The 13,262-nt window shown below is 56.4% G+C and carries 9 protein-coding genes; 6 read left to right on the plus strand and 3 right to left on the minus strand.

What is annotated here, in order from left to right:
* Nucleotides 1-92 precede the first annotated feature (92 nt).
* Entirely contained in the window at nt 93-677 is a 585-nt protein-coding gene (locus ENH71_RS09290; RefSeq protein WP_294130863.1) for an HD domain-containing protein, read from the plus strand.
* Nucleotides 678-697: 20 nt separating this feature from the next.
* Here the strand turns inward: ENH71_RS09290 and ENH71_RS09295 are convergent, their stop codons facing one another.
* Nucleotides 698-901, minus strand: a complete 204-nt coding sequence (locus ENH71_RS09295) for a DUF3185 family protein (RefSeq protein ID WP_294130865.1) — start codon at nt 899-901, stop codon at nt 698-700.
* A gap of 303 nt (nt 902-1,204) precedes the next feature.
* Here ENH71_RS09295 and ENH71_RS09300 point away from each other — a divergent pair, with 303 nt between their 5' ends.
* From ENH71_RS09300 to dacB, 5 genes are all read left to right on the plus strand, one after another.
* Nucleotides 1,205-1,585 carry a PA2779 family protein gene (locus ENH71_RS09300; RefSeq protein ID WP_294130868.1) on the plus strand — a complete coding sequence of 127 codons (381 nt, stop codon included), beginning with the start codon at nt 1,205-1,207 and terminating at the stop codon, nt 1,583-1,585.
* 19 nt (nt 1,586-1,604) lie between these two features.
* Nucleotides 1,605-2,561: a PA2778 family cysteine peptidase gene (locus ENH71_RS09305; RefSeq protein ID WP_294130871.1), complete on the plus strand. Its 957-nt coding sequence runs from the start codon at nt 1,605-1,607 to the stop codon at nt 2,559-2,561.
* Nucleotides 2,562-2,585: 24 nt separating this feature from the next.
* A complete protein-coding gene (gene uvrA, locus ENH71_RS09310; RefSeq protein WP_294130874.1) occupies nt 2,586-8,132 on the plus strand; it encodes an excinuclease ABC subunit UvrA in 5,547 nt (1,848 codons plus the stop codon).
* A 154-nt stretch (nt 8,133-8,286) separates the two neighbouring features.
* Nucleotides 8,287-9,063, plus strand: coding sequence for a hypothetical protein (locus ENH71_RS09315; protein ID WP_294130877.1), 777 nt, complete (start codon nt 8,287-8,289; stop codon nt 9,061-9,063).
* 94 nt (nt 9,064-9,157) lie between these two features.
* Nucleotides 9,158-10,651, plus strand: coding sequence for a D-alanyl-D-alanine carboxypeptidase/D-alanyl-D-alanine endopeptidase (gene dacB / locus ENH71_RS09320; RefSeq protein ID WP_294130880.1), 1,494 nt, complete (start codon nt 9,158-9,160; stop codon nt 10,649-10,651).
* A gap of 35 nt (nt 10,652-10,686) precedes the next feature.
* Here the strand turns inward: dacB and pstB are convergent, their stop codons facing one another.
* Entirely contained in the window at nt 10,687-11,559 is an 873-nt protein-coding gene (gene pstB / locus ENH71_RS09325) for a phosphate ABC transporter ATP-binding protein PstB (RefSeq protein ID WP_294130883.1), read from the minus strand.
* A 25-nt stretch (nt 11,560-11,584) separates the two neighbouring features.
* On the minus strand, nt 11,585-13,252 hold the full coding sequence (pstA, locus tag ENH71_RS09330; RefSeq protein ID WP_294130885.1) for a phosphate ABC transporter permease PstA: 1,668 nt from the start codon (nt 13,250-13,252) through the stop codon (nt 11,585-11,587).
* Between the last annotated feature and the right edge of the window lie 10 nt (nt 13,253-13,262).

The following is a 13,262-nucleotide window of genomic DNA, read 5'->3' on the forward strand; positions in this document are numbered from 1 at the left end:
CCAGCGTCTGATGAATCTGGCAATAACCTTCTGCCATGATAGAATTCGGTAACCCAGGTAAACGAAACGTCTGAATCAGGAGCAAGACCCGCATGAACGAGCACAAGCAGGCCAGCTTTACCAGTTTTCAGCAAAGCACACAGGAAGACTGGCAGATCATCGGCTCTGCCTTCAAATCGTTTGCCGGCGACCTGCCGGCGCGTGTCATCAGGCACCTGCAACTACTCGAGGGTGACTGCGGTGGTTTCCCGGTGGATCGCCTGGAGCACTGCCTGCAAACCGCTACGCGTGCCTGGGAGGCTGGTGAGGACGAGGAATACGTGGTGGTGGCTCTGCTGCATGATATCGGCGACACCCTGGGCACCTATGACCATGGCGAAATCGCCGCCGCCATTCTGAAACCTTTTGTATCCGAGGCGAATCACTGGTTACTTCGCCACCATCAGATATTTCAGGGTTATGACTATTTCCATCACCTGGGCGGTGACCGGCATATGCGCGATCAGTACAAGGACTCCCCGCACTACGAATACACCCGGCATTTTTGCGAAATTTACGACGGCAAGGCCTTCGATCCGGCCTTTGAGTCCAAACCACTGGCGTTTTTTGTGCCCATGGTGGAGCGGGTCATGGCCCGGCCCCGCAAGACCATCTTTAACGGCATCAAAGACGCCTGAAGGTCACCAGGCCTTGCCTGCTAGCGACGTCCGAAGGTGTAAAACGCACCCACGACCAGTGCAATGGCACCACCAATCAGTAACCACATGGTTTCATCAGTGAAACGCCCGGTCATCGCTTCAGTCAGTTGATCACCGACCGATTGCGTCGATTGCCAGCCGAAGTACAACAATATTGCGCCGACTACCAGCAGAATCAATCCTAACAGCTGTTTGCTTGGCATAATCCGACTCCCTTCCAGTTTTAGATTTAGTTTTGTTTTGTTTGTTGCTCGGTTACTTTGGCACCGTTTGCGATACTAGCATACTCGCTGCTAGCATTATGACGGAAGGTATTTTTGCCCACTCCTGGCACAATGCTGATGCCACTTGACTATCAGCACTGAGTGGTAGTTAATGGAGAATGGGTAGCGTAGTATGCGAAAGTGCAGTGTACACCGAAGCTTCGCCCGGATGACCGAGCCTGCGCCAGCCCCAGCTCTTATTCAAGATGCTGATCATGTTCAACCCAAAAAAGGATGTCCCCCATGATAAATACTTTTAAAAAGCCGGTAGTGGTTACGATGATGGCCGCGTTTCTTGTCGGCGGCATTGCTGCACCTGCATCTGCCGACATGGTAAACAACAAGCAATTGTCGATGCAGTCAGAGCTGCAAATGCAGCGGGACAGCGTGATAAACCTGATGGCACGTGACGATGTTCAGAGCACCATGATGGCCTATGGCATCAGCGCCAGTGACATCGAAAACCGTATCAATAACCTGACCGAAGCTGAGCTGCTGCAGATTCAGGGACAACTGGACCAGCTGCCGGCAGGCGAAGGTGCTCTGGGCGCGGTACTGACTATTCTGTTGATTTTCATCCTGCTTGATCTTGCCGGCGTGACCGACATTTTCCCGGGAGTCTGAGTATTCGGGCACGAACTGCATGAAACAGCTGTTATTAAGTCTGTTTACCCTGATCGTGCTGGCATCCTGTGTGTCACCGCCGCAGTCTGCGGCGCTGCTCAACGAGACGCCGGTACAATTCAGTGATGCTGTTCTTGTGCCCGATGTTCCCTTTTTTCCGCAGGAAGATTACCAGTGCGGCCCGGCTGCACTGGCCACTGTGTTAGGCGCAAGCCAATTGCAGGTAAGCCCGGAAGAACTGGTGCCACTGGTCTATGTACCGGAGCGTCGGGGCTCCTTCCAGGTCGAAATGGTGGCAGCCGCCCGCAGTTACGGGCGTCTCGCCTACCAGTTGCCACCCACGCTACAGGCAATGTTCAGCGAGGTCAGTCGCGGCTACCCGGTACTGGTTATGCAAAACCTGGGACTGGACTGGTATCCGCAATGGCATTTTGCCGTCGTCAAGGGCTTTGATCTGCAACAAGGCCACATCATTCTGAATTCCGCTATCACCGAAAACTACCGTGTGCCGCTGGCGACATTCGAACGCACCTGGGCACGTGCCGGACACTGGTCGGTGCTGGTCGTTGAACCCGGTGTCATGCCGATAAGCGCGACACCTGAACGCTACTTCAATGCCGTTGTCGCACTGGAGGGCAACAACCCTGCCGAGCTGACCCGCCAGGCATATCAAGCTGGCCTCACGCGATGGCCTGAGGATAACAATCTGCTGATGGGTTATGGCAATCTGCTGTATGCCCAGGACAACATTGGCGGCGCAGCAGAGCACTATCAAAAAACCATTGACGCTCACCCCGACTACGCTCCCGCCTACAACAACCTGGCACAGATACGCTTACAACAAAGCAGGCTGATACAGGCGTTAACGCTGGCCGAAAAAGCCGTTGAGCTGGGCGGCGACTTCAGTGACAATTATGCCCGAACCCGGCAGCAAATACAGTCAGCGATGGATTCGCAAAGCCACTCATCTCCCTGAACACGTGCCTGATTTGACATTCCTATGACACAGAAAAAAAACTCCGCTGTAATCGAATCCATCATTGTTCGTGGCGCCCGCCAGAACAACCTGAAAAACCTGACGCTTGAGCTACCGGTTAATCAGCTCATCGTCATTACCGGTGTCAGTGGCTCGGGTAAATCAACACTCGCCTTTGATACCATTTACGCTGAAGGTCAACGCCGTTACGTGGAAACTTTTTCTGCCTACGCACGGCAGTTTCTCGATCGCATGGACAAACCGGCAGTCGACAGCATAGAAGGTATCCCGCCGGCCATAGCCATCGACCAGACCAACCCGGTGAGAACCTCGCGCTCTACCGTGGGCACGATGACCGAGCTGAATGATTACCTGAAACTGGTTTATGCCCGCCTGTCACACCTGCACTGTCCGGATTGTCAGCGCGAGGTCAAACGCGACACCACGCAAAGTATTGTCGATGCACTCTATGAAACTGTGGCGCCCGAGACACGACTGCATATCTGCCTGCCGGTCACGGTGCCACACAACTTCAGCGACGAAGAAGTTTTACAATGGCTGACGCAACAGGGCTACACTCGTATCCAGAGCAAAACAGGCAACCAGGTCCATGCCATACAGGATCGTCTGCGCCTGACGCAGGAAAACCGCGACCGACTGGCCGAAGCCATCGAAACCGCACTGCACCATGGCAGCGGCCATGCTGTCATCTACGCCGCACCGGCGTCCGATTCAGAGCAGGTGTTGCGCTACTCCAGCCGCCTGCACTGCGCGCACTGTGACCGCGAATTCAATGACCCGACGCCCAGTCTGTTCTCCTTTAACTCGCCTATCGGCGCCTGCGAAAGCTGCAAGGGTTTCGGTCGGATTATTGGTGTTGATTTTGACCTGGTGATTCCCGATCAAAGCAAGTCACTGCGCCAAGGGGCGATAAAACCCTGGCAGAGCCCCAGTTATCATGAATGTCAGCTCGACATGGAAATAGCTGCCAGGAAAAGTAACATACCACTGGATATTCCCTGGCGGGATCTCAGCAAAAAACAGCAACAATGGGTGCTGGAAGGTGAAGGCGATTGGGACGACGGTGTCTGGTATGGTGTGCGCCGGTTCTTCAACTGGCTGGAAGGCCGTGCTTACAAAATGCATATCCGCGTACTGCTGTCACGTTACCGTGCTTACACCGAATGCAGCGCCTGCCACGGCGCGCGCCTCAAACCGGAAGCACTGTGGTGGAAGCTGGCACAAACCTCGACCCGCGACAGGAAACGATCCGGGCAACAGTATGCCATCCATGAGCTGATGCAATTGCCACTGTCGCACTGTGCCGATTTTTTTGCCCGGCTGGAATTGCCGTCGAACCTGGACGCAGCCACCGACCTGCTGATGGGCGAAATTCGTTCCCGCCTGGGTTATCTGCTGGATGTCGGACTGGGTTACCTGACCCTGGACCGGCAATCGAGAACCCTGAGTGGCGGCGAGGTGCAGCGCATCAACCTGACCACTGCGCTGGGCACATCACTGGTCAACACCCTGTTTGTGCTGGATGAGCCCAGTATCGGCCTGCATACCCGCGACATGCAGCGTATGGTCAATATCCTGCATCGCCTGCGCGACGCCGGCAATTCCCTGATTGTTGTCGAGCACGACCCGCAAGTGATGCTGGCAGCGGACCTGATCATCGACATTGGCCCGGGACCCGGAAAAAACGGCGGTGAGGTCCGTTTCATGGGTACGCCGGCACAGTTGCTGCGTGATAAAAACTCATTGACCGGGCAGTACCTTCGCGGCGAGCGCAGTGTGCAGGATTTGATCACAGTCAACGCCGATGACGTCAGCTCAAAGCCGCGACAGATTACCATCAAGGGCGCCAGTGAACACAATTTACAGGCAATCGATATCAGTATTCCGCTCGGTGGACTGTGCTGCCTGACCGGCGTCAGCGGATCGGGCAAATCCACGCTGATGCGCGACGTACTGTACCGCGGTTTGTGCCGCGAATATGGCATTACCACTGAAGCGCCCGGCCAGCATCAGAGCATCCGTGGCCACGAACACCTGGAAACAGTCGTCCTGGTGGACCAGAGCCCACTGGGTAAAACCACCCGCTCGATTCCGGCCACCTATGTCGGCGCCTTTGATGTCATCCGCAAGCGTTTCGTCAACCAGCCTCTGGCCAAAGAACGCGCATACACACCGGGTATCTTCAGTTTCAATTCCGGCAATGGGCGTTGCCCGGTTTGTGCCGGCAATGGTTTTGAACATGTGGAAATGCAGTTTCTCAGCGACATCTACCTGCGCTGCAGTGAATGCAACGGGCGTCGCTATCGGCGCGAGATACTGGACATAACGCTGCTTGACCCGCGCGATGACAGTCGCGCGCTGTCCATCGCGGATATTCTCGAACTCACCGTCAGTGAAGCGCTGGAATTTTTCGCCGACGATGGCGACGTTGTCAGCTGCCTGCAACCACTGGTCGATGTCGGGCTACACTACCTGCAACTGGGACAGGCCGTGCCGACCCTCAGCGGTGGCGAATCGCAACGCCTGAAGCTTGCAGGTCATCTGGCTGAGGTTTCGCGCCAGCGTGCCAGACGCAAACGGGCACAACAGAAAGGCATCCTGTTCCTGTTCGACGAACCCACCACCGGGCTGCATTTTCATGACATCAGTGTGCTGTTGGCAGCGTTTCACAAACTCATCGATGCCGGCCACTCGCTGCTCGTCATCGAACACAACCTAGACATTATCCGTAATGCTGACTGGGTCATTGATATTGGCCCTGAAGGCGGTGACGGCGGCGGTCAACTGGTCGCCGAAGGTCGCCCCGACGACTTTCTCGCCGACAAGCCCGGGCATACCGCGGCTGCGCTGGTGCAGTACGAGCAGGAGCAAAACGCCAACCGCCGGCAGTCCGGTAAAAACGTACTAAAATCTGCTCCCCGGAGAACCCGGTCGGTCAAAACTGTGCGCGCCATTCAGATACATCATGCGCGTGAACACAACCTGAAGAATGTCGATGTCAGCATCCCCTGGAACCAGTTCACGGTGGTGACCGGTGTCAGCGGCAGCGGCAAAAGCACATTGGCTTTTGATATTGTGTTTGCCGAGGGTCAGCGCCGCTACCTGGAATCACTGAATGCCTATGCCAGACAATTTGTGCAGCCGGCCACCCGTCCCGATGTCGATGCTATCCATGGCATTCCTCCCACGGTGGCGATTGAACAGCGCACCAGTCGCGGTGGCCGCAAAAGCACGGTCGCCACGCTCACTGAAATCTACCATTTTCTGCGCCTGATTTTTGTCAAACTGGGCACCCAGTATTGCCCGCGCTGCGAAGTCGCCATTGAGCCGCAGAGCCGGGAAATGATTCTGGCGCGATTGATGAAAGACTGGAAAGGCGTCAATATCAATGTGCTGGCGCCTGCCGTGGTGGCGCGCAAAGGCATCTACAAGGAGCTGGCGGCGTGGGCAGTCAGCAAAGGTTTTACCGAGCTGCGGGTGGATGGTAATTATCTGCCTGCCAACAACTGGCCGGTACTGGACCGCTATAAAGAACACAATATTGAAGTCCTGATTGGCAGTTGCCAGGTCGCCGCACAGCAGGAAAAGGCCCTCACCACATTGGTCGACAGAGCGCTGGCCGTGGGCAATGGTCTGCTGATGGTTACGGCAAGCACATCCGGGAAAAAGCCACGCCAGGACAGCCTGTTCTCGACACGACGGGCCTGCCCTTCCTGTGGCGACAGTTTTGATGATCTGGATCCGCGACTGTTCTCCTTCAACTCGCGTCACGGTTGGTGCAAAAGCTGTTTTGGCACTGGCGAAGTGATTGCACAATTTGATGAAGAACAAACCGGCGAAGAAACCACATGGCTTGAGAGCGCACAGGAACATGCGGGCAAAACCTGTCAGAAATGCAAAGGTAGCCGCCTGAACCCGACGGCACTGGCAGTGCGCTTCCAGCAATGGAATATCGCCGACCTGACGGCACTGTCAGTGGACAAGGCAGACAAGACGCTGGCGCAGATCAAACTTGATAAAAAACAGGAATCCATCGCCCGTGATATTGTTGTCGAGCTGAACAGTCGCCTGAAGTTTCTGCAGAAAGTGGGCCTGGGATATCTCAGCCTGAACCGGGCCGCACCGACGCTGAGTGGTGGCGAGGCGCAGCGTATTCGCCTGGCCTCGCAACTGGGATCCAATCTGCAGGGCGTGTGTTATATCCTGGATGAACCGACCATTGGTTTGCATGCACGCGACAATCAGTTATTGATCCAGACCCTGCGTGAGCTGCAACAACACGGCAACACTGTGGTCGTAGTGGAGCATGATGACGCTACCATGGCCGAGGCGGACTATCTGATAGATGTGGGACCCGGCGCCGGCATCCTGGGCGGCGAGATCGTGGCTGCCGGTACGTTTTCCCAGCTCAAGAAAAACAAACGTTCACTGACCGGCCGCTTTCTGGCCAACCCGCTGCGTCATCCCGTAACAGCGTTGCGTGATCAGCAGGCGCGGGACGCGCTTGAACCGCAGGCACTGGAGATCTCCGGGGCACGCCTTAACAACCTGAAGAATCTGTCCTTGAGTATTCCCCTGCGACGGCTGGTGACGGTCAGTGGCGTCAGCGGCAGTGGCAAAAGCACACTGATCCGCTCGGTACTGTATGACAATCTGCGCCAGGTACTGGTACAGAAAGGCAAAAAACGTAAAGCCATCAAGTGGCACGGCTGCGATGACATCACCGGCTGGCAGGACATCGACTCCATTCTGCAGGTGGACCAGACCCCAATCGGTAAAACCCCGCGCTCGTGCCCGGCCAGTTATATCGGCATCTGGGATATCATTCGCAAACTGTTCGCCGACACCGTTGATGCCCGCTTGCGTGGTTATCTGCCCGGGCGCTTCTCCTTTAACGTGTCCGGCGGACGCTGCGAAACCTGCGCCGGCAATGGCATGCAGAAAATTGAAATGAATTTTTTGCCCGACGTCAGGGTGGATTGCGAGGACTGCGGTGGCTGGCGCTTCAACGCCGAAACCCTGTCCGTCGAATACAAGGGCAAACATATTGGCGAAGTGCTGGCCATGAACATTGATCAGGCCGTCGAATTCTTTGAACCAGTACCGTCGGTGTATCACCCGCTGCGTCTGTTACAGGATGTGGGGCTGGGCTACCTGACCCTGGGCCAACAAAGCCCGACCCTGAGCGGCGGCGAAGCTCAGCGCATCAAGCTGGTAGCGGAGCTGGCCAAGGCCAAACCGCACCTGAGTCTGCGCGGCAGTAAACCGCCGCATAAACTTTATGTACTGGACGAACCCACCGTCGGCCTGCACATGGCTGATGTCGAGAAATTACTGCGTGTGCTGCACCGGCTGGTCGACACCGGCAACACGGTGATTGTCATCGAGCACAATCTGGATGTCATTGCCGAGGCCGACTGGGTCATTGATGTGGGCCCCGAAGGCGGCGATGCCGGCGGCAAACTGGTGGTTCAGGGGCCGCCGGCCAAAGTCGCCAAAAGCAAAAAATCCCACACCGCCAGGTTCCTCGCGCCTTTGTTGACTACATGATCTTGTCCCGGTCTGCGACTGGTGATACTGGCTCTACGGAGAGCCAATATCCTTAGCGCCAGGCCGGATTTCGAGCGCGACGCCCGAACTGGAACGGAACCGACGACAGAAAAAGCAGTCAAACGAGCATAATTGCCAACAACAAAGCCCACCCATGGCCTCCTCCCAGCTGCCCGACACAACTCCGGAAAAACGCATCGAACCCGGTATCCTGACCGACCTGAGGCTTGATGACGACTCCCGGGCCCCTGCAGAACCGGCGGCACACCGTATGCTCTCAGTAACGCTGTTGATCAGCGTGTTTGCCCACGTAATCATTCTTGCGCTGGCGGCTTATGCCGCCAAACGTGACACCCTAAGACCAGAGGCGATTGTTGCACAGCCCAGTATTCAGATACGCTTTCGGCAAAACCCGCAGCCCCCGGCGCCCCGAGCAGAACAGCAGACCACGACAGAACCGGTTATGCCTTCCGGTGAGTCCGCGGCGCCGGTTGAAGAAACCGCTGCAGCACAGGCGATCCTTCCCGCCGAGACCATCACCGCCGAACCCGACGCCGCGCCCGCCGAAAGCATTGCAGAAATACCGGCGCCGACACCACCGCGCATACAGGCCCCCTCCTTGACGGACCTGCGCACCGCCGCCCGCAATCGCGCCGAGCAGGACCGTCGAAGCCGTTCCACCCACCCGGACTGCCTGACCCGTGAGCGCCGCAATGCATACCTGGACTGTGGCGACGAACAGGCATATGACTATACCAGTGCCGGCCAGAATGACACCGTGGCATTTTTTACGCCTACGCTGCCTGCCGAACCCGACAATGGCGTCGAAGAGATTACCGCCACCGGTGCCCGCGTCAAAGCCGCCATCGACATGTTCGACAACCAGCTCGGCACCACGCAGACCAAAAAGCGCATCATGAACTTCCCCTGAACCAGAGCAATACCCGCCACGGGAAATGCTTGACACCAGGTCTGCTGACAGTAAAAGTGAACCACTTGAAAACCATTTATCAGTAGTTTGAGCCATGACCCTGACGAAACATTCGAAGCACCGTCCGACCCGACACACGAACCAGTTCAGCGCAATCCTGATATGGTTCATGCTAGCGCCCTGTCTTGCGTTCGCACAAACCATCGGCGAGATTCCGCCCGAAGTCAGGGTCGTCACCAACGGCCACAACTTCCCGGCAGATGCCTATACCCTCCTGGTACAGGAAGTGGGCAACCCGACGCCCCTGCTGGCGGTCAATACCGGCCTGCCGATGAACCCTGCATCCACCATCAAAACCCTGACCACACTGGCCGGGCTGGAGGTGCTTGGACCGGATTACCGCTGGCAAACCGAAATTTATGCACTGGGGCCCGTGGTCAGTGGCACACTGCAGGGCGACCTGCTTATCCGCGGTGGCGCCGACCCGTTTCTGGTGGAAGAACACGTGCGCAGTATGTTGAAAATTCTGCAGCGCCGCGGCGTGCAACGGATCACCGGCGATCTGATACTGGACAATAGTCTTTTTGACGCGTCAGTGCGCGCCGGCAGGCCCGTGGACAATCAGTCAGGGCGCGCCTACAACGTTCTGCCGGAAGCCCTGCTGTTCAATTTCCAGGTCGTCAATTTCCACTTTTACCCCCATACCAACGGCCGCGACGTCATCATTCACAGCGACCCGGCACTGCCAAATCTGACCATCAACAATCGATTGCAACTGAGCGATACCGCCTGTACCGGTTTCCAGCGTGGCATCAGTTTCAGTGAGGATAAAACCACCAACACGGTCACCTTTAGCGGCCAGCATCCTGCAAGCTGTGGTGAGTACAGCATGACTCGGGCAGTGCTGGATGCTGCGCAATACAATTACGGGCTGTTTCAGTCCCTGTGGCAAGAGCTGGGCGGCGAGTTTGAGGGACAACTACGCGAACAATCTCTCAGCGCCATAACAAACAGCACGATGATTAACACTGAAACCACATCGCCTCTGGTTACCTGGCAGTCGCCGCCCCTGGCGGACATTATCAAATCCATCAACAAATACAGCAACAACATGATGACGCGCCAACTGCTGCTGACACTGGGTATGCAAAACAGCAACGAGCCTGCCAGCATAGACTCAGGTATTGCGGCGGTGCGTGCCTATCTTACCCGGGTCGGTATTGATGATGGCGAACTGGAGATGGCAAACGGCTCGGGGCTGAGCCGCGACACCCGCCTGACGGCCGACCTGTTGGGCAACGTTCTGCAGCGGGGCTTTCAGATACCCACCATGCCTGAGTTCGTCGCCTCGCTGCCGCTGGCCGGGCTGGACGGCACCATGCAGGACAGACTGACTACCGGCGACGGTGCCGGCAGCAGCCATATCAAAACCGGTTCGCTGAATGGCGTGGCCGGGATTGCAGGTTATGTTCACGCCCGGTCAGGCAGGCATTACATTGTCGTGGCACTGGTTAATCACGCACAGGCACACACCGGTCCCGGACAGGAACTCGGTGATGCCTTGTTGAGATGGGTGTGGCGACAATGACAGGCCAGCAGCGCTAACCATGGAACGCTGGCGATCTAGCCGTAGCGACCGGTGATGTAGTCTTCAGTCTGTTTTTTGGATGGATTGGTGAACAATGTATCGGTATCACCATACTCCACCATATTACCCATATACATAAAAGCCGTGTAATCCGATACACGGGCGGCCTGCTGCATATTATGGGTAACGATGATAATGGTGTAGTCACGCTTCAGCTCGTTGATCAGCTCTTCAATTTTCAGGGTAGAAATTGGATCAAGCGCCGAGGCCGGCTCGTCCAGCAGAATAACTTCCGGCTCAATGGCAATGGCACGAGCAATCACCAGACGTTGCTGCTGACCACCTGACATGCCAAAGGCATTGTCCTGTAAACGATCCTTGACCTCGTCCCAGAGTGCTGCCGCACGCAGAGACTTTTCTACCACTTCATCCAGAATACGTCGCGAGCTGATTCCCTGCAGCCGCAAACCGTAAGCCACATTTTCGTAAATACTTTTGGGGAAAGGGTTCGGTTTCTGAAACACCATGCCCACACTGCGGCGAAGCTCTGCGACATCAACGTCACGGTCATAAATGTTTTTACCGTCCATGATGATTTCGCCATCAATCCGGCAAATATCCACCAGGTCGTTCATGCGATTGAAGCAGCGCAACAATGTTGACTTGCCACAACCGGAAGGACCAATAAATGCAGTCACGCGCTTTTCCGGCACGATCAGATTAATGCCCATGAGAGCCTGGTCTTTGCCGTAATACAGATTGAGGTCATTCACCTCGATCTTGGATTTCTCGTCGGCCAGGGAGAGTGCTTCACGCTCTGACACTTTGCGTGCACCGGCAGCTGAAATGGCGGGTCGCTCGCGGACATCGGCGGGTGCGGAACTATTATTGGCAGTCTGAGTTGTCATCGTGCGTTGCTCTTCCTTTAATGATTTAATCACCGGCGCTGCGATAGCGTTCGCGCAAATGGTTACGGATGCTGATGGCTGTCAGGTTCAGAATCACAATCAACATGACCAGTACCAGCGCGGTAGCGTAAACCAGCGGGCGCGCAGCTTCAACGTTGGGGCTCTGGAAGCCGACGTCGTAAATGTGAAAGCCCAGGTGCATGATTTTTCTTTCCAGGTGAATGTAGGGGAACGTACCGTCGACAGGCAGCGTCGGCGCCAGCTTGACCACACCTACCAGCATCAGCGGCGCAACTTCACCGGCAGCGCGGGCGATCGCCAGAATCAGTCCGGTCATCATCGCCGGTGTGGCCAGGGGCACAATCACCTTCCACAAGGTTTCAGATTTGGTCGCGCCCAGTGCCAGGCTGCCCTGCCGGATGGTACTGGGAATACGTGCCAGGCCCTCTTCCGTGGACACTATCACAATGGGCAGCGTTAACAGCGCCAGTGTCAGCGATGCCCAGAACAGACCGGGCGTGCCGAATGTCGGCGCGGGCAGAGATGCCTCGTAGAATAGCTCGTCAATATTGCCACCGAGAAAGTAAACAAAAAAGCCCAGACCAAACACACCGTAAACAATGGACGGCACACCGGCCAGATTGTAGACCGAGATTCGGATAATACGGGTCATGGTGCCTTGCCTGGCGTACTCACGCAGGTAAATCGCCGCCAGAATACCAAACGGCGTCACCATGATGGACATGACCAGCACCATGGTCACCGTACCAAAAATAGCCGGGAAAATACCGCCTTCGGTATTGGCTTCCCGCGGCTCATCGGTAAGAAATTCCCACAGGCGCTCGACATACTGCACCAGCTTGCCGAACACCGACATGGCATTGGGCGCGGTAACGCGGACGATGGTAGCCAGTGTGATATCAACTTCGTTGCCAGCAGCGGTTTGCATACGCAGCGTGTCGCGCTGCGTGCTCTGATAAATGGCGTCAAGCTCTTCACGCAGCACCGCGTAATCCGCATCGAACCGCGCGGCTGCAGCTGCTATACGTGCGCGCTCCTGGGCCTCAACCTCGGGCGGCGGCGGATTCAGCTCGAGACTACGCTCATCCAGACGCAATTGTTCGATGCCGGTATTGATGCGCCCGATCTCACCGCGCTCCAGCCGTCGTATTTCCCTGAACAGGGCCAGACTGCGATCCACCGATTCCTGCAGTTGCGGCCAGAAATTGGCGTCATCCGGCGTGCTGATCACATTACCTTCGCGCAGCAATGCCACGGGTTGACCGTAGAAGTTGCCCCACTCACGGCGCTCAATAACAAACACATCGTCAGGATACTGCCAGGGCGCCATGCCCAGCTCCAGGAACCAGACAAAATCACGCCCGGTCTGATCGCGATTACCCAGTTTAAACAGGTGACGGGTGACCAGCTCGACATCATCCGGCACGCTTTCGCCAGAGTCCCGCGCCACGGCAGCAGAGATGACCTCACTGCGCACCAGTTCGCCCATGATCGTAATCTGCTCGCCGTCGGCCTGATTAATATCAACAACCGCGACATCTGCAGGCCAGAAATGGCCGAATCCCCTGACCGCAATCAGACCGATCAGACCGATCACCATGATCATGCACATGGCGACTGCGCCGCCATTCAGCCAGATCCAGGGAGTGCCACTTTTAAACCATTGTCTCATGCCATTTTCT

This window comes from Pseudohongiella sp. (assembly GCF_011050365.1).
Taxonomy (GTDB): Bacteria; Pseudomonadota; Gammaproteobacteria; order Pseudomonadales; family Pseudohongiellaceae; genus Pseudohongiella.